The 19,458-nt window shown below is 43.1% G+C and carries 13 protein-coding genes; 9 read left to right on the top strand and 4 right to left on the bottom strand.

All coding sequences use genetic code 11. The features are described 5' to 3' along the window. Positions 1 to 14: 14 nt before the first annotated feature. Positions 15 to 1,541, top strand: a complete 1,527-nt coding sequence (locus GO495_RS05735) for a RagB/SusD family nutrient uptake outer membrane protein (RefSeq protein WP_157298707.1) — start codon at positions 15 to 17, stop codon at positions 1,539 to 1,541. An 86-nt stretch (positions 1,542 to 1,627) separates the two neighbouring features. Here the strand turns inward: GO495_RS05735 and GO495_RS05730 are convergent, their stop codons facing one another. After that, a complete protein-coding gene (locus tag GO495_RS05730; RefSeq protein WP_157298706.1) occupies positions 1,628 to 4,426 on the bottom strand; it encodes a glycoside hydrolase family 2 protein in 2,799 nt (932 codons plus the stop codon). A gap of 168 nt (positions 4,427 to 4,594) precedes the next feature. Between GO495_RS05730 and GO495_RS05725 the strand changes: the two genes are divergently transcribed. Next, complete coding sequence (locus GO495_RS05725; RefSeq protein WP_157298705.1) at positions 4,595 to 5,506, top strand: AraC family transcriptional regulator; 912 nt, start codon at positions 4,595 to 4,597, stop codon at positions 5,504 to 5,506. Positions 5,507 to 5,556: 50 nt separating this feature from the next. Here the strand turns inward: GO495_RS05725 and GO495_RS05720 are convergent, their stop codons facing one another. After that, a complete protein-coding gene (locus tag GO495_RS05720; RefSeq protein WP_157298704.1) occupies positions 5,557 to 6,393 on the bottom strand; it encodes a helix-turn-helix domain-containing protein in 837 nt (278 codons plus the stop codon). A gap of 94 nt (positions 6,394 to 6,487) precedes the next feature. Here GO495_RS05720 and map point away from each other — a divergent pair, with 94 nt between their 5' ends. Beyond that, positions 6,488 to 7,252, top strand: coding sequence for a type I methionyl aminopeptidase (gene map, locus GO495_RS05715; protein WP_157298703.1), 765 nt, complete (start codon positions 6,488 to 6,490; stop codon positions 7,250 to 7,252). A 55-nt stretch (positions 7,253 to 7,307) separates the two neighbouring features. Here map and GO495_RS05710 read toward each other — a convergent pair whose 3' ends face one another. Then, positions 7,308 to 7,919 carry a class I SAM-dependent methyltransferase gene (locus GO495_RS05710; RefSeq protein WP_157298702.1) on the bottom strand — a complete coding sequence of 204 codons (612 nt, stop codon included), beginning with the start codon at positions 7,917 to 7,919 and terminating at the stop codon, positions 7,308 to 7,310. A 253-nt stretch (positions 7,920 to 8,172) separates the two neighbouring features. Between GO495_RS05710 and GO495_RS05705 the strand changes: the two genes are divergently transcribed. Next, complete coding sequence (locus GO495_RS05705; protein ID WP_157298701.1) at positions 8,173 to 8,715, top strand: hypothetical protein; 543 nt, start codon at positions 8,173 to 8,175, stop codon at positions 8,713 to 8,715. A gap of 104 nt (positions 8,716 to 8,819) precedes the next feature. Here the strand turns inward: GO495_RS05705 and GO495_RS05700 are convergent, their stop codons facing one another. Further along, positions 8,820 to 9,797, bottom strand: a complete 978-nt coding sequence (locus GO495_RS05700) for an NmrA/HSCARG family protein (protein ID WP_240915155.1) — start codon at positions 9,795 to 9,797, stop codon at positions 8,820 to 8,822. 114 nt (positions 9,798 to 9,911) lie between these two features. On the opposite strand from GO495_RS05700, the gene GO495_RS05695 reads away from it, so the two are divergent. From GO495_RS05695 to GO495_RS05675, 5 genes are all read left to right on the top strand, one after another. Then, positions 9,912 to 10,289, top strand: a complete 378-nt coding sequence (locus GO495_RS05695; protein WP_157298700.1) for a winged helix-turn-helix transcriptional regulator — start codon at positions 9,912 to 9,914, stop codon at positions 10,287 to 10,289. Between the two features lie 246 nt (positions 10,290 to 10,535). Further along, a complete protein-coding gene (locus tag GO495_RS05690) occupies positions 10,536 to 13,727 on the top strand; it encodes a reprolysin-like metallopeptidase (protein WP_157298699.1) in 3,192 nt (1,063 codons plus the stop codon). A 503-nt stretch (positions 13,728 to 14,230) separates the two neighbouring features. Then, on the top strand, positions 14,231 to 14,962 hold the full coding sequence (locus tag GO495_RS05685; protein ID WP_157298698.1) for a hypothetical protein: 732 nt from the start codon (positions 14,231 to 14,233) through the stop codon (positions 14,960 to 14,962). Positions 14,963 to 15,001: 39 nt separating this feature from the next. After that, entirely contained in the window at positions 15,002 to 15,727 is a 726-nt protein-coding gene (locus GO495_RS05680; RefSeq protein ID WP_157298697.1) for a hypothetical protein, read from the top strand. Positions 15,728 to 15,910: 183 nt separating this feature from the next. Beyond that, on the top strand, positions 15,911 to 19,426 hold the full coding sequence (locus GO495_RS05675) for a hypothetical protein (RefSeq protein WP_157298696.1): 3,516 nt from the start codon (positions 15,911 to 15,913) through the stop codon (positions 19,424 to 19,426). Positions 19,427 to 19,458 lie beyond the last annotated feature (32 nt).

The following is a 19,458-nucleotide window of genomic DNA, read 5'->3' as shown; positions in this document are numbered from 1 at the left end:
TTAAATCATTCATCATGAATAAAATATTTTTTGCAATAGCAACAACGGTTGTTATGGCAGGCTGTTCCAGCAAAAACCTGGAACTCACCAACCCTAATAAGATCACTACCGAAACGTTCTGGAAAAATGAAGCGGATGTACAAAGCGCCTTCGCAGCAACCTACGGACTATTCAAGAATGTAGATGGTGGTTACTGGGGAGTAAGAGGTGTTGAACTTTCCAATGGAAGAGGAGATGATTTCTTCATCAGAAATGATGTGAGTTATTTGTACCAGCTTTCCACCTTTACCAACACTCCGGATAATGCCGCTGCCAACAACGTGTTTAATATTTCTTACCGTGCCATTTTCCGGGCTAACCAGATCCTGGAGAATATTGATAAAGTCAGCGGTTTAGATGATACTAAAAAGAAACAATACATTGCAGAAGCGAAATTCCTGAGGGGGTTGCACTACTATATTCTAGCGGTAAATTTTGGAGCTGTTCCTTTAAGAACCACCGTCCCTGTTTCAACTGCTGATTATTTTATTCCTGTCTCTGCAGAATCCGATATCTGGGCACAGGCAATAAAAGATTTCACCGAAGCTGCTGCAGACCTGCCTCTCTCCTATTCCGCGGCAGATCTGGGCAGGGCCACCAAAGGTTCCGCACTTGGTTTTCTTGGTAAGTCCTACGTTTATCTTAAAGACTGGCCTAATGCAGAGACTACCTTAAAACAGTTAACTGTTGCTCCTTTCACTTATCAGCTAATGACCAATTACGGTGATAATTTTACTGCTGCAAATGATAATAATATAGAGTCTCTTTTTGAGATCCAGCTTGCTGATGTAGGCGGTACGAATCCCTGGGCAGGGGAAAATGCCAATGAATCGATCGGCGTTACTACCGCACAGGAGTTTGCCCCTTCGGAAGTTTCCGGTTGGTTCGAAGTGAGTCCTACTGATAAGTTGTTCAATGAATTTCAAATTGAAAAAACAACTACCGATGAACTTGACCCGAGAATGTATGCGACGCTGATGTGGGATTATCCCGGGGCTACATTTTATAATAAACCATTCAGCGCATTCAGCTTACAGTTCGGTTATAAATCCATGTATAAGAAATACCAAAACTATACAAAGGATAATGAGCTTACCGGTAGCAATGGCGGTAGTTATACTTCCAACATTAATGAAAAAGCACTCCGGTATGCGGATGTATTATTGTTACTTTCCGAGGCTGTAACAATGCAAAGCAGGCCGGTGGACGCCTATCCATATATCACTCTGGTCCGCAACAGGGCCAAGTTACCTGCATTAACTGCCGGTCTGGGTGAAACCCAGATGATGGCAGAGATCAGACACCAGCGGATGCTTGAATTTGCACGCGAAGGTCAGCGTTTTTATGACCTGAAAAGATGGGGGTTATTGCAACAGGAACTGACTAACAGCGATAAGGTAGGTAAACAGTTTTATGTGGTTAAAAAACATGATTATTTCCCGATACCACAGGATGAGATTAATTCTAATTCCAAAGCAGAACAAAATTCATACTGGAAGTAATTGACCGGATTTCTATAAGAGCCTGCAGTCTTTAATCCACAAATAAAAGAAGAGGGTGTATCAAAGTACGATACACCCTCTTTTATTTATTTGTATAGTTCTTGTATTTGTTCCGGTCTTACTGCGACTAAAGGATCAAATGCTTTTGTATGCATGTATGACAGCAAACTATGATAAAGCTGCCTCGCAGCTAACCTTGTATCCAGATCATGTTGCAGGTCAATGGAAGTCACCACTATCTTCCCCTTTCCTACCTTCGCTTCGAACAATATACCCAGCTTCCTCGCTTCATACCAGGTATCTATCAATTGTACAGATGGTTTTAATTCAGCAGGAAAATTATCCAGGTGCATCGGCTGAGCAGTATGAATGATATCCCACCACTGCCAGTTAGAATAGTATTCCGTTGGAAAATCATTAAAAAGAGGTGATGCAGGATCACATAGAATACCCAATGTATGAGGGGGTTGCCCCTCAGTCCATGCCGTATTCCAGAAGATCGTAGACATCCCTGTTTTAATAGAAGCCCCTTTCTTTTCAGTGATTTTATTGCTTAAAAGCAATAATATAGTAGCCCCGGCTTCCAGCTTTGCAGATATTGCAGGTGTGAGTGCGTCCGTGACCGTGATATCAGCACCAGGTTGCACATTTAACGTATCGGGATATACCCAGAAGTCCCAGTCATTTGCTCCTAATCCATCCAATATGATCTCCAGGTTGAGCTTTTCTGCTTTGCTGATACCGGAAAGTTTACAGGAGATATTACCTGCCTGGTTATCATTCTTCAGGTCGAGGTCCGCATATAAAGTCCCATTCGCTATTACCCGTTTATTTTTGCCGGTGATCTTCCATTTTACGGGTACTTTCCGCAATTGCTCTTTTCCGAAATGGGCAATCTGTACAGCAGCCGTAAATACTTCAGCATTCTTCCATGTAAACTTACTGATCACTGCAAGTGGCACTGTTGCAGAAGAGAAACGGTGGAAGGCTGCGGGCGTGAAATAAGGTTTGCTGTTCCAGAAAGGGTCCAGAATCCCTACCAATGCAGTACCCTGACCAGGAAAATCGTGCAGGTCCAGTAACTGGTAACCTGCATAGTCCGTACGCATACCGGCTTCTATATCTGCTTTGTAACACAATGCCTGTAACTTTCCGGAAGCCATGAGAAAATCATGTGCCTGCGACTGCAGGTGTTCTCTCTTCATGAAGTCGTAGAAAATATCGAAGTTGCGCGCCTGTAACAAGCCGGTATATTTCTTTCGTTCTGTGAAATCAGGATATACACACCACTGCCCTATTTCATGTGCTACAACCGGTTTATTGTCTTTGATCTTTTCTTTAAAGTTAAACTGTGAATTGGGAGCCTGGGCATTAATGACGCTTTTAATTCCTTCCCCCCAGGCTTGAATACGCGGTTCTGGCATTACATGATAATCATTTTCTGCAATAGCCGGCCATCCTGAACCAGCACTATAAAGACGTCGTTTATCTTTGTCTTTCCAGTATTTTACGAATGCCGCCAGGTACGGGTCACGGTTTTTACCTCCCGCCGGTTCATTAGTGGGCACCATCATCAGAAAAGAAGGATGATTACCATAGGCAGCAATGATCCGGTTGCTTTCTTCATACAGGAAATTATCCACAGATAATCCATCTCCTACCCTTGCCCAGCAATCCACTTCAACAGAAAGATATACACCGGCATGGTCCGCAGCCGTAAAGGCTGCTTCCGGCGGACACCATGAATGAAAACGCATATGATTGAGACCATGCGCCTTTATAATGCGGAAAATCCGGGCCCATGCAGCCGTGTCTGTGGGTGGATAACCAGTTAACGGGAAGATGGCGCATTCCAACGTTCCCCTCAGGAATACAGGATGATTGTTGACCGTTATTTTTGAGTTGGCAGTACCTACACTACGCATTCCAAAACTAATCTCTTTGTTATCAGTGTTTTTCTTATCCGCTGTTTGCAGTTGGACCCTGAGTTGATATAGTGTATGGTTAAATTCATCCCATAATACAGGACGGTCCCCCATTGGATAGGTAAATGATAACGTGCTGTCATTGTTGCTGAAGGACTTCTTTAATGCAGGTAACTGATCTACGGATATAGAAAGACTGCCTGCTGAAATTGCATTACCGGTATGACCGAGGATTATTTTAAGCTGAACGTTCCTGTTGAGGATATCAGGATAAACCTGCACCTGCTTTACGAAAACCGGGCTGCCTGCTTCCAGTACAATGTCTCCTGCAATGCCATTCCAGGTACCCTGTGTCTGATCACTGGCACTGTGAGCGTTGATACCTACTTCTGAGAGGTAACGGTTATCTACACGGATACTGAGTGTATGTTTACCCGGGCTGAGATGGCTCAGGTCATATACATGCGGGGTGGCCAGACTACTGTCTGCTCCGATGAGCTGGTTGTCCGTATAAACGGTGGTTCCCCAATGACAACGTTCCAGTGTAAGACTGATATGTTTACCGGCCCATTGCGGTGGGATATTAATAACCCGCTGGTACCATGCAGCACCCGTATAATATTTTTTGGGCGTTAGCCAGAAGGGGAATTTGAAGTTGTCATCTTTGCGGTAAGGTGCATATTTCTCCTCCGTCAGAAAAGATTCATATCTTTCACCGATCCATTTTGTGTTGACAGAAGGTTCATCCCCATACCCCTGAGATTGCATAGCACCGGGTAATTTCACGGGATCTTTCAATTGCCGGACGTACCATTGCTGTTTAATACCCTGATCGTCTCTATCTATCCGGAATTGCCATTTCCCGGCCAGCGAGATCCTGTTTTGTGCCGGCACTGCAACATGAATAGCCATCATTGCTACCAACAATACCAGTTTAATGTGTTTAGTAATTTCAGACATGTTTCCTAACGTGTGTATTCATTTATGTGGTAATAATATAGTTGATTTATTCTTATTTAAAAGCAAAGAATCAATACTTCTTTACAAAAAAACTTTTTTTACCTTTAACAAGGAGCCACTATATGATTATTCTTGTGGACATTCTTACTTTTTTATCAAAAAACTAACATGGTAAAGGGGCAGCGAAAAAAGGACGGCTTCCAGGGACAGAAGGCCGTTATCATTCCAAGATCTGTATTAAACAATAAATGCAGTACCCATCCACTGATCGGAAAACTATACATCACTGATATGGGTTATTACCCGAAAGCCCGCTACCATTACAGAGAACGTTTGCATGGCACCGATCAGCATATTCTTATTTATTGTCATGAAGGAGAAGGACGTGTGATCATAGATAAACAGGAATATAAGATATCACCTGGTGATTTTTATCTTATACCTGCTTTAACAAGACATACCTATGCAGCCAATGCAAATAATCCCTGGACAATCTTCTGGATTCATTTCAAGGGTGAATCTGCCGGTGACTGGGTAAAACAAATACATCAATATTTAAATAGTTACAGTGGGTTCATACCGGACAGTGAAAAAACAATCCGGTTATTCAACGAGATATATACTCCGCTGGAACGGGGTTACAGCATGGAACACCTGATGTACAGTAATATGTATCTCTGGCATTATCTGTCTACTTTTATTTACCAGGAGAAAAACAAATCCCGGATGAATAATACTGAAACAGACACCATAGATAGTGCTATCGACTATATGCAGAAGAATGTAGATCAAAATCTTACACTGGAGAAGATTGCGCAGCATGTCCGGTTTTCGCCTTCTCATTTCTCCCTGTTATTCCGGAAAAAAACGGGGTTCTCTCCTATCGAGTATTATAATCACCTGAAAATGCAGCAAGCCTGTCAGTACCTCCTGTTTACAAAACAGCGGATCAAGGAAATTGCCCTGGAAGTAGGTATGTCTGACCAGCATTACTTTTCACGGATATTTAAAAAGACAATGGGAGTTTCTCCACAGGAGTATAGAAATAAAAGAAGTTCAGAAGTAATGTTGAGTGTTTAAGACACTTTAATAACAGACCTTCGGTAACAAACGCGCATGCTAACAATATATCAGGTACGACTGATGTTTTGAAAGAAAGCTTTGGGGGACTGGCCTGAAAAACTCCGGAAGTCTTTGATCAGATGGTTATCATCATAATAACCATGTTCCAAAGCTGTTTGCAACAGGGTTTTGGAAGATAATGAATCCAAACTGCGATAAGCATTCAAAAAGCGTCTAAGCAATAAATAGTCTTTCGGGGATACACCGATGTACTTTTTGAAGTTCCTTTCCAACCATTTGTAGTTTAAGCGTACACCGCATGCTTTTGAGAGCTCCCTGACGGTGAGGCTCCGCCCCTGCTCAATATGATTAATTAAGTCTTTTAACAGATCTGGAAATGCAGTTGCGCATATCCTTTGGGATAAAAAGCCAGTTGCTGCTTCAACTTTATGCTCAACAGAGGTATTGCTGTAAAAGTCATTATTGAAAACGCTAAAATCGTCCGTGATAATTTCCACGAGATCAAAAACCGGCTTATGCTCAAAGACATTTTCACGAATATTGAACAACTTAAAAAAAGTAATGGGGTTAAAGCGAATAACAAAAAACTCTTCAGTATTGATAGAGGATTCACAATAGATGTTTTTCAGAAGACCGCCGCAAACCCAGGCATTGCCAATATTTATGATATCGCCGTTTAAATTGATCAGAATCTTACTTCCACGATGTTGCATCAAGGTTATTACGGGATAACCATCATTAAAAAAGAGTTGTCTTCCATGCAAATCCTGCGTTTTAAATAAATAAAACCCTTCAACGAAATCTCTTAAGCTTTCCGGCGGACTTATCCTGGTAATAAACGCATCATCAGGAGTGCAGATATGTCTAAAAAAATTGATAGGCATGATGCGAATATACGGATTTGCTGATCAGAGAACAGATGTCTAATTTATACTATCAGGGATGGCCCGGGGGCGATACTTTTGAAGTAAAATAGACATGACGATAAATAACGAAAAAGAACTTCAGGGAATGCGGGCCATTAGCGAAGCAGTCGCTGTGACCTTAAAGGAAATGCGGGCATATGCCCGGCCAGGAATGAGTACAAAACAATTAGATAATTATGGAGGCCGGTTATTGAGCACTTTCGGTGCACGGTCTGCTCCGCTTCTTACGTACAATTTTCCGGGATTTACCTGTATTAGCTTAAATAATGAGGTATGTCACGGAATACCTTCAAATGACCGGATCATACAGGACGGCGATGTTATAAACATTGATGTCTCTGCTGAACTGGATGGTTATTGGTCAGATAACGGCGGTTCTTTTATTGTTGGACAGGACCTTCATGAAAAAAAGCATCTGGTAGATACTTCGCGGGCTATCCTTAAAAAGGCAATCAATAGCATTAAGGGCGGCGTAAAAATCAATGAAATTGGCGGACTGATTGAAAAAGAAGTCAGGAAGGCCGGTTACAAAGTGATAAAAAATTTAGGTGGACATGGTATTGGAAGGGGACTCCATGAACAACCGGACTGTATTTTGAATTACAAAGACAGGCTTGATCAAAGGCGGTTCAGAAAACACAGTGTTGTGGCAATTGAAACATTCATCAGCACAGCCTCAACCTGGTCTGTAGAATTAAGTGACGGATTTACGCTTGTGGGAGACAAAGGTGGGTTTTCAGTACAACACGAGCATACCATTGTTGTAACAGATGGCTTGCCGATCATCCTGACCGAAGCCAATGGAATTTGGGATTAAATGATAAAATGTCAAAGGTTAATTAACTTATCAATTGCCGGTTCGTCAATAAAAATCATACTCTTCTGAAACTACAAAAAGTAAATGATTGCGTCGTGTTAAACGGTGTCTGATGCTTTTCATCCATACACCTTATTTTTTCAAAAGAGGGCTGTAATATATTCACCAGTTTCGATTGTGAATAACGGTTTACCGGCAGGCCACTGCATTTTTCCGGCCCGTCCCCGGCAAATGTACCTATAATCAATGCGCCATGTGGCTTGATGGTATTTTCCATCAGTTGAATATAATGACGGATATTGTCGGGCTGTGTTACAAAATGAAAAACTGCCCGGTCGTGCCAGCAGTCGTAATGCCTGGAAGGTATGAATTTCAATATGTCACCTGTTATCCAATGTACCCGTTCAGCCTTGTCTCCCAGCCGTTCCCTGGCAATATTAATAGCAGCAGCAGATATGTCCAGTACGGTAATATCAGCATACCCTTTTTCAAGCAGTACATCTACCAAACGACTGTCGCCACCACCTACATCTATAATGGCAGCATTTGGGGGAAGGTTGAGTTCATCTATAAATGCAATAGAAGTTGCGGGATATGGCTGAAACCAGCTTTTCTCGCTATCCTTTTTATGAACAAATACTTTGTCCCAATGCTCCTGATTATCCATAAAATTGTAATTTCCAGTTGTAAACTTACAACATATATGAAAAAATACGCGGCTACCTTAAAGATCGCATTCATATAGCGGCCCACGATAACCCGGAAACAATCAGGCGGCAACTCGAAAAGGTAAAACAGGAGTTCGCCACCTCAACGCAGGTAATCATGGCCCTGGCAGGTCAAATCGTGGCAGGTAGCATCAGTTCTCTTATCATTGGAATATTTATCCGTAATAAAAAGTAATCTAAAATAAACAAGCTATGAAAATGTCTGTTTTAAAGCCCGCTTTAATTGGTATTGGCCTGTGTATTTCCGGAGCCCTGCAAGCACAGCAATCCACTGTAAAAAGTGCTCCCTGGGAAAAATATGCTTTTCTTATCGGTGATTGGGTCGGCGAAGGTAATGGTCAGCCCGGACAAGGCACCGGCTATTTCAGTATCAGGCCGGATTTGGATGCCAGAATATTAGTAAGAAAGAATCATACGGAATATCCTGCCACCCCAAAAAAGGCTGCCTTTACCCACGACGATCTGATGATAATTTATGCGGACAGACCCGGGGAATTATCAAAAGCTATTTACATGGACAATGAAGATCATACTATCCATTACACCATCACATTTTCTGACGATCAAAAGACTATTGTATTTACCAGTACTGCAACAGAAGGGGGGCCTGCTTTCCGGCTATCTTATACTCAGCTCGATGCAGCGACATTAACGCTCAAATTTGAGATCGCTCCACCCGGTAATCCCGTGGTCTTTAATCCATATCTTGAAGGAAAGGTCCATCGCAAAAAATAATGTTTAGTTAGAAGAGGGTGATAAATGTATAGGCTACGTGAACCGAAAGCGGATATATTTACCCTGAGAGGTCTGTGAATGAATCCATCGGAAAGCGAAAGCAATCAATACGAAAGTTTTTGCCCTTTCCAGCCAGTGGTGCGCAGAAATTGTTCCCAACTGAGGGTGTTCGGGTTTATTTGCCGGCTCCACAGCAGGTCGCGGTCCTTTCTGAAATATTCATATTCTACTGCGTACGCTGTCATCCCTAAAATCTCACGTACTAAAATCTCATTTGAACTAAATTCCGGAAAATGATGCAGCAAGCTCTCCTGCGTGAATGCAGAACTGTATGCAGCCTTCTTCCCTGTGACCTGAATGAAAGTATCGACCATCTCCCGGGGGGAGATAATATCGCCGATTACGGGCAAGGACTTACCTGCATACAGATCCGGATTCGAAAAAATTTCCAAAACAGCAGGGCCCGTGGCAGTAAGAGGATCAACAAAAGGTGCACGAAAGTCTTTGGGTAAATAAATCGGAAATACAAGCGTATCGCCTTTCATATCAGGCGGATAAAATTCAATCAGATTAGTGTAAAAGAAAGCCATGTAAATAAACGAGCTTGTGACTGGCAGCGTACGGATATATTCTTCGATTTTGGCCTTGTCTGTAAAATGGGGCGCAAACATTTTTCCTTCCGTAATTTTGTCTACATTTTCCAGGCTGCTGAAGATAATATGCCGTACTCCTGCTTCAATCGCCGCATCCGCCAACTGTTTACCCAACTCCATCTCATGAGTTGCCGGTGGGACAATGCCTGGTGTCATCATGAAAACACCATCCGAACCACGGAATGCTTTCACAAAGTCATTTTTATATCCCAGATCAAGAGGTATATTCACAAGTTCGGCACCTTGTTCTGCCAAACTAAGCGCCTCAGGTGAGTCAACGCGGCGAGTGATACCGCGTACACGATAACGCCCGCTCTGCAATAAGGTGCGTGCAGCACTGCGCCCTTGCTTACCTAAAACACCAACGACCGTAATAAGCGGTTTATCTCTTTGTGTCATTGTCTCATGTTCCCTTAAATTAAACACCATGTTCTCTGTTATTTAGATGAGTTTTGTAACTATAAAAATATAGTTGCAAAACTATTTACAGTTCAATAGATTTACAATAACTATCCATTAGGATAGCTTTATCAAATAAATGTTATGGGAATAGAATGTCAAAGTGATTTTATAAAAGTCAATAATAAATTATATCCCTGCACTGTGAGTGTAGCTATGGATTTAGTCGGCGGAAAATGGAAAGCGGTTATTCTATACCATTTAAAGGATGCACATAAGCGGTATAGTGAGCTTAGAAAGGAAATGCCTGGTGTTACTGAAAGGACATTGAGTTTGCAATTAAAACAATTAGAGGAAGATGAGTTGATTTCAAGACAAGCCTATGGAAAAAAGCCGCCCCTTAAAGTCGTTTACAGTTTAACTGATTTTGGCAGGTCTTTCACTCCTGTACTTAATGCAATTATTGGGTGGGGCAATCAGATAGCTACGCAAAAAGGCGAATTTGTCAAAAATCCCTTATAACTGTACTTATCTTAAACTGTAATTTAAGCTCGCCCACTGCTGTCTTTCATGATGTGAAATCAGCTCCAGGGACTACCCATACAGGTAACCTTACCCTTTACGGCAACCCCTAAAGCCCGCCGGATTTTTGTCCATTATATCTTATAGCTCCTGGTGTGGTATTCCAGACCAGTACAATTGCGATCGCAGGGAGTTAAACTAGATTTATAGAGAGAACCCTTTTTCAACATTAAATCTAAGCGACACATGAGAAAAGTTTTACTATTCGCAACAGCACTGTTGTGCAGTACCCTATCGTTTGCACAGGATTACTGGAGGCCACACACAGACGCCGCCAGGATTATTACCGACAAAGCCGTAGCCCGGCTTGCATTTCCGACCGACTTCAAATTATTTGATCTGAATTTAACTCCTTTACGGAATGAAGTATTCAAAACTGTCGGCAATGCGTCAGCACATTCAACAATCATCTCTTTGCCTAACGCAGACGGGCAAATTGAACAGTTCGAAATTACAGAAGCGTCCAATTTCGAGCCTGCATTGCAGGCACAATTTCCGGAAATAAGGGCGTTTTCAGGAAAAGGCATTACCGATAAATATGCCACATTAAAGTTGAGTATTTCTCCACAGGGAATACAAACAACAGTCTTTCGTACAGAAAAGGAAAATGAATTTATTGAACCTTATTCTGCTGACCATACTGTTTACACTGTATTCAAAAAACGACTGAAGGCTTTACCATGGAAGTGCTCTACTCCAGAGCAAAAATTGTCAACTGATATAGGTAACCAGTTACCTAATGTTGCTGCCAGGTCGACCGGCGATATGAAAACATTGCGACTGGCTCAATCAGTTACTGCCGAATACTCCAATTATTTTGGGGCCACAAGCGCTTCACAGGTTTCATTGGTGCTGGCGGCTGTTAATGCTACGCTTACACGTTGTAATGGTGTCTATGAAAAGGACCTCGCCATCCATCTTAACCTGATCGCGGCAGCTACCAATGTGTTCTATTATAATCCTTCAACAGATCCATATTCCGCGGCCAGCACGGGTGCTGGCGGAGCATGGAACAGCGAGTTACAAAGTACACTGACCTCCGTGATTGGTGCTGCGAATTATGATATCGGCCACCTCTTCGGTGCATCCGGCGGTGGCGGTAACGCTGGTTGTATAGGCTGCATTTGTGTCGACAATTCAAAAGGAAGTGGCTTTACTTCTCCTGCTGATGCTATTCCACAGGGAGATAATTTCGATATCGATTATGTAGTGCATGAAGTAGGACACCAATTGGGGGCCAATCACACTTTCTCCATGAGCAATGAAGGCACTGGCGTTAATGTGGAACCTGGTTCAGGTATTACTATTATGGGTTATGCCGGTATTACCAGCCAGGACCTTGCTCCACATTCTATTGATATTTATCATGCCGCTTCCATTGCACAAATCCAGTCTAATCTTTCAAGCAAGACTTGCCCGATAACTACCAGTATAGCCGGCAATAACGCAACACCGGTGGCCAATGCCGGCAGTAATTTTACTATTCCTGTCAGCACCCCGTTTGCACTTACTGGTTCAGCTACTGATGGCAATGCCGGTGATGTGCTGACTTATTGCTGGGAACAAAATGATAATGCTTCATCATCACAAACAGGAACCAGTAGTGTAGCCAGCGCTACCAAAGCATCTGGCCCCAACTGGATATCATTTACACCTACCACGTCGCCAATAAGATATTTCCCAAAAATGGCGACCATCCTTGCAGGTGGTTTAGTGTCCGGCCCGTTGTCTGGTGGTGATGCGGGAGCTAATACGGAAGCACTGAGTTCCGTTTCAAGAACGTTGCACTTCCGGTTAACCGTAAGGGATAATGCCCCTTATAGTTCTACAGCACCGGTAACTATCGGGCAGACCAATTTTGCGGATATGACAGTAACCGTCACCAGTTCATCAGGACCTTTTGCAGTGACGGCTCCTAATACGGCTGTATCATGGGCCGGTAATTCATCGCAAACTATAACATGGAATGTAGCGAGTACAACAGCATCACCTGTTAGTTGTGCGAATGTAAAAATATCCATCTCTACAGACGGAGGCACTACATTCAGCACATTAGTAGCCAGCACTCCCAATGATGGCAGTGAGGTGGTAACTATTCCTAATACACCCACTACAACTGCAAGAATAAAAATAGAAGCCGTAGGAAATATCTTCTTTGATATTTCCAATACCAACTTCACTATCACGTCCGGTTCATCGTGTGCTGCTCCGGCAGGATTAACGGCTTCTGCTATTACCACTACATCGGCCACGATAGGATGGACAGCAGTAAGCGGAGCTGTATCATATGATGTGGATTATCAACCTGACTCATCTGCCACATGGACCAATGCGGCAACAGGGACCACCGCTACTTCTGTGGGATTAACTGGTCTTACAACAGGCATTACCTATAATTACAGAATAAGAACCAATTGCGCCAGCGGCAGCAGTGCTTATTCAACGGCACAATTTACTACTACAGGTACCTGTAGTGCGCCTACTGGTTTAACCAGTTCTGCTGTGACATCTACCGGGGCTACTGTTAGCTGGACAGCGGTAAGCAGTGCGCTGAGTTATAATGTTGATTACAGATCTACGGCTGATACATCTACTACATGGACCAATGCCGCAACGGGGACCACTTCCACATCTGTTACTTTAAGCGGATTAACATCAGCCACATTGTATGAATGGAGAGTAAGTACAAATTGCTCAAGTGGCACCACCGCATATGTGACTTCCCAGTTCACTACCCTGACCGTATCAGGTTGTTCAAATACATTGGATAATTCAACCAATGGAACAATTTCCGGTGCTGCAACTATTCCATTTAATACCAATGTCACTGGCCTGATCAGCCCAAGTGGGGATGTCGATAATTATAAATTTGTGATCACTACCAGCGGTACTATTACTATTACATTGGGTACGCTGCCTGGTGATTATGATCTGAAACTGCTGAACAGCGCAGGTACACAGGTCGCTATTTCACAGGCAGGCAGCACCACCAGTGAAAGTATCAGCAGAACCGTTAGTGCAGGTACCTATTATGCACAGGTATATGGCTACAATGGGGCCAATAGTGCTACCACCTGTTATACATTACGGGTACAATTAGGTACTGCCAGCAGGACAACCGATCCGGGTACCAGCGATGTGCAAAAAGTACTTGTATTCCCGAACCCGACCAAAAATGTAGTGAACATTAACCTTGCAGATTTCAAAGGAAAATCAGAGGTGAGCCTGTTTGATGTGAATGGCCGCGTGATATTGCGTCGTGAAGTGAGCGCAACCAGCACACAGCTTGATATTTCTGCATTGCCTGCAGGTGTTTATATGATAAGGATTAAGAATGGAGGAAAAGAAGCGAATACGACAAGGATCATTAAACAATAAGGATAACTACAGAACCCAATACAGAAAAGCCAGTACCTCTCCAGGTACTGGCTTTTGTATTAAGCGGCTCAAAACCGCAAAAAGAAACCAATCTTTTGGAGGCCTCCAATACTTTTTTTGCAGACCTTATTACGCTCCTGTACAAGGTTTCAGCTATGGTATGTAAAGAACTTTAAATCTGACTGAATAGCGCTAATAAATAAATAAATTCCCGAGAACAAAATCAGAACTTCCCATGTTATTATATAGTCGATGGGTATTCAGCAACAAGAATATTGATTTTACATTTAGAATAAAGGTAAAATTGATATACGTTTAATTTGAAATTTAATATACCTTAAATAACCACAATAAATCTGTAAGAAATAATTCTCCCGATACAAAAAGTATAATAAAGAAGGCACAACAACAATAATAATCACCTTATAATAATAAAGCGAATTAGCAGCCACAGGTTGTATAGTTCAGCTCCCCTATGTTGTTCAAAGAATAATAACATAATCATGAAAAACGATGAAGTGTCCCTGGAATCGGGACATATTGAACAAGCTACCGTATCCGTTCCTGTTGCTCAAAGACTGATGGTCGAGTTGAACACGACCAGTCTTGAAACCTGTACTGTATCTATACCTTATTTTGATGCTGACACTGTAACTGTAAATTATGCAGGTCTGCCAGGGAATCAGCCTGCAACCTACAAAAATTTTGTTGCTATATGGGAAGCATCCATGATACCATGGACAGTCCCTCCCCTTTCACAAGTACAGATAGAACAAAACTCGCAGCAGGGTACTGTGGTTATTAATGGACTTACGATCACAAGAAACGCTTATATAGTAGGTTATGGAGTAGGACCTGATATTACCAATATCTGCTGCAGCAGCATTATATCTGCCGGGGGGTTACTTGCAGCACCCACACAGGTAAGTATCAGCCTGAATTACCTTGGTACCACTTCGCTTTCCATACATTATCAGACACTGGGAGGATACATGCCGCAGCAATACAACAACTGGATAGGTCTTTGGAAAGGGTATGCTTCTCCTTATAGTACTGATACACCTGTAGCAAGCGTAACAATCAGCAGCAATGCGAGTGAAGGTACAGTAGGCATGAATAACGTACAACTGGGTATTAATTCAAACTATACGCTCATTTATTTTATGGGTACAGAACGTACTACGGCCGCAGCTATACTCAACTTCAACACATCTGTACCTGTCACGGGAGTATAAGATAAACTTTGTTCTTTTAATCACAAAAAACATACAACAATGGAAACACAAAATCTTGAAGCACAAAAAGTGCTTGTAGCCTTCACAGCTGCTAACCCTTTGACCACAACACTTAACATCGCTAATGTATCTGCAGAAGAGATTGATGTAGAGTATAACACGATGCCTGGTAACCAACCTAACACTTACGGCAATTTCCTTGCCATCTGGCAGAATTATGACTCAATTCCATGGAATACAGAGCCACTAAAAACATTTCCGATACCGACTAACACTCCATCCGGATCTGCGGCTTTTACCGGTCTTAATGTCAACAACAACAGCTACATCATTGGCTATGCTGTAGGCCCCACTCTTACAGCTACCGGCAACATACAGAAATATGGCAATATATGCTCTACCGCATATATTCCAGCAGCATCTTCCGGCGAAGATCTGGGCACCATCTTTACGCCTTCTATTTCCGGAATCAATGTTGGCACCACCTCTGTATCTTTCCAGTTTGAATTACCAGATGGTATTTTGCCACAAACCAACGGCGCCTGGGCTGCAATATGGAAAGGTGCAAATCCATCTTTCTTCAGCACCAGTCCCTTGTCGGCAATTCCGATTTCACCTGATAGCTCATCCGGCAGAGCTGCATTTAATAATGTAAATATCGGAAGAGGTACTACTTACACCATAGCAATTTTCATGAGCGGCTACAATACGGCCGGCAGCAGCACACAACGTGCATTAGCATGTTCTGCAAGCTTTACAAATTAATGTATTACTAAAGCCATTGCCCCTGCTTCCCAGGCAATACGGGCAATGGCCTTAGTTTTCCAGGTTACTGTTAACGAACCTGTATCTGTAATATATCTGTACCGTGCATCTCTGGCAGGGCGGTATTGTTATGTACGTACCTGCATGAATTATTTCTTTGTCATCACATGAAATCTCAGCGTCATGGCTTTCTTCCATAAACAATTTATCGATCAGTTATATATCGCAGAAACCAATGCAGGCGATGTAGGTTTTATTGCATTTGTAATACCGATGGGTATTACTCCCGGAGTTGATACAATAGAGTTGAAAGAAGCGCTGTCAAGTACTACTTATTCAGGCAGCTTTGCATTCACAGCAGTACCACCTGTTATTAACAGTATTGCAAGCGCCACCGCATTTGTTTACAGCATATACAACATATTGAGCGGTTCCGGTGCAGGCCGCGCTTTTATATGGCTGCAGGACAGTAACAATATTAACCGTAGCACAGCACCGCTCATGGGTATAAACAGCGATGGTACAGCGGTCAACAGTGGTTTACAGGCCCCCCTTACCACAAGCCTCTCACTCACTGTGGCCAACGGGATGGCACTTACATGGAAAGATGACACCACCCTCTCTCTCGACGGTTCACAATATAATTATACCATCGGTTTCTCTGGTCCATCCGCCCCGCAGACAAACCCGCCGGCTATCGGCACGATCGCATTCAGCGGGCCGCTCAGGGGCACTATACAGTTTTCCATTGGTATACAAAGACAATCATTATATAATAACTTTCAATGGGGCTTCCAGTTGTTATGTCCGATACAGGCAATTAACCGTACGGCACTCTCTGAATGGCTGCCATTAGCCGATACAACAAAAGGCGCTACTGACTTTATCGGATTCGCTACAAGTATTGATCCCACGGATGTATTTAATACAGCCTACGACCCATGCAACAACGGTACCTGCACCATCAGCGGCAGTTATAGCAGCAGGCGTACCTGGTTTAATTTTACCGGCATCAATACCGATGGGAACAGCACAGTACTGGCCTCTTTTTTCAGAACAGTATTCGGAGCCGCAGTTAACCTGCTACCCGAAGTTTCGGGTGCAAACACTTTGCCCGCAAGGCTGGTATTTGCCAGTGGAGAATATATTTCGTCAAACACACAAAGATTTTTAGTTACTCCCGAAGGAGACTTTACAATAGAGATACCATCTGCTACAGGAAGTCCGCAATACCTGATAGCTGGTCTGCAGGGTACAGAATTTTTCAGCATTACGCCGAAAACAGGTGCTACAAATGGAGACAGGTTCCGGTTCCTTTCTGCTCAACCTTCATACGCACCTAAATTCCCATTTGAAGTAGCTTCGCCGGTAAAAACACCGCAGGACCCTAAAACGCCACTGCTCGACAAAACCTATTCCTCTGCATGGACGACATTCATTGCCGGTGAGGGCAATACTATTTACTACGTTGCACAACCCAAAGGGTCGCCACTGTTCGGCAGCGAAGAACTCATTAGCCCACAATACACAGATCTGTTCGGGCATAATACGCCCGGGTTTAAATATGAGGCGGACGATATAGTCACTTTCCCTCTGGTGCCTTATAATGGAGTCACAGCCGGAGATGGCATTAATTCGTTCTCCAGGGAACAGATCGAAACCTTCGAGAACCAGGTGGTAAGCCCTACAAGGAGAACAAATGTAGGAAAACTCTCTACGTCAAAATCTTTACTGTCTGCCTCCAGGACCCTGCAAAGTGAAACGCCACAAACATCCACTACACCATCCGGATTGCTTGTAACACTTACTACTTCCGGAGAGCAGATGCAGTGGAACGAGATACTGCTTGGGCAAAATACTGATAACGATACCGCATATTCCCTGAAATTCGTAAATCCGAAGGAGCAACTGGTAGAAGCAATGCAAACAGGTGATCTTATGCTGGTTGTTGCCAATGCAGATTACCTTGGCCAGTTCAATGGTACTACACCGGGACAACCTGCGTTTTTAAACAAGATGAGCATCGGTAGCTGGGAAATGACTGCTAATATCGGAAAGCAGAATAAATACAATGATTACCGGAATGTGATGCTTATTAAAGCCAAAAAAGGGAAACTTTATGATCCGGCAGATATAACCAACAGCCTGGTGGCCAACCCCTCAAAATGGACGCAAAAAGATACTTTTGCCGCCCCGGCCAATACGAGCGAGGACGGTATCATTACACCTCCTGATGAGGATCAGCTGGTAATACTCTCGCAATGGCTGCAAAATTATTTTAAACATGCCGTGGCGCAGGGCGATAATAAGTACTTTACAAAGTTCAATACCATCGCGAAAGACGAAAACTGGACTGGTATCCTGTTTTTACGTATGGACATCAGCGATCTACCTGATAATCTCGCTGGTATTATGGCTGGCGTTACAGATATCAATGCGTTTAATGCACATCACCTCGCAGTAGAAATAAGCCCGGTAAAGAAAAACGGCGCGAATGCCGCGCTGGATAAACCCAGTGCTATATCCGGTCTGATTTATTATGTAGACCCGGATTTTATCGATGACGGCTCAGATTTGGCTATTGCACCGGTTACTGCTACCACCTACGATTTCAGATTGCTAACGCTGAAAGTACTTTTTGAAAACACATCAGTAACGAGCTTTGAAAGTCTTGCCCAGCTTACAATCACAGAGTTGCTTAAAATGCCTGTAACTGGCATGAGTGTGCCTGACAATGTATATCACAATGTATTACTGAAAGGAAGCCTGCAGATTACAGACAACCAAACCTTATACAACCTTTCCAGCCAGGGTGATAACACCTTCTATTTTGATAATAATATCATTCATAAAATACAGATCTCAAACGTACTACTCAGTACGCTCAATACCGATAAAGACGGAAATGTATTGTCCTGGTTTGCCATGAGCGGCTTTATTGATTATTATCTTATCGGTGATAAACAAACAGCACCGGTATTTGATATTTTTTCTTTTGGTAATGAGCCTGATGAGGATGCCGCTAACCAGGGGCTCAAGTTCAATAATCTTGGTATATCAATGACTTTTCCGGAATCCGATCCGCCATCAAAAACTATGGCAATGGATGCCTCACAGATCAGCTTTGATACCAGCCACAGTACATCAAGAGATACCGGTATTTTTCTAAACTTTGCATTGGACCTTCAGGGCCTGGTCATTTCAGAACCGCTCACCACTTTATCCGACAAAGGTTACCTGCCTGTAATACCGGATATCTCCTTATCAGATGTGAGTACCGGCAACTGGTACGGCCTCCGTTTTAAACTGAATATGGGAACACCGGGTGAGCTTGCCGGTAAAGTAAGTCTGGATTCCTACCTGATGGTAGCCTGGTCACCCAACAGCCAGGGCGACAGCACATATAAGGCAGCCATAGGGATCTCATTACCAGGTACCGGTGGCGGAGCTAAACTGATTAGTCTGCAGAACGTAATGAAATTATCAATTGGTCAGATACGGCTTACTTATGATACCACCCAGACTTCCTTCCTCCTTATGTTTACAGAAGTTGCATTACAATTTCTGGGAATGCTGAAAGTACCGCCAAATGGTTCTACACTGTTCTACCTGTTCGGCAACCCCGATTCCGGCGGCAATGCAAGTGGTCTCGGCTGGTATGCCATGTATAAAAAAGAAACTGCATCGGCAATAGTATAACGATAGGATATACAGCAAAAATATTCAACCAT

The organism is Chitinophaga oryziterrae (assembly GCF_009758125.1).
Lineage (GTDB): Bacteria > Bacteroidota > Bacteroidia > Chitinophagales > Chitinophagaceae > Chitinophaga > Chitinophaga oryziterrae.
Note: the sequence above shows the minus strand (reverse complement) of the source record. Positions and strands in the feature narration are given on the sequence as shown.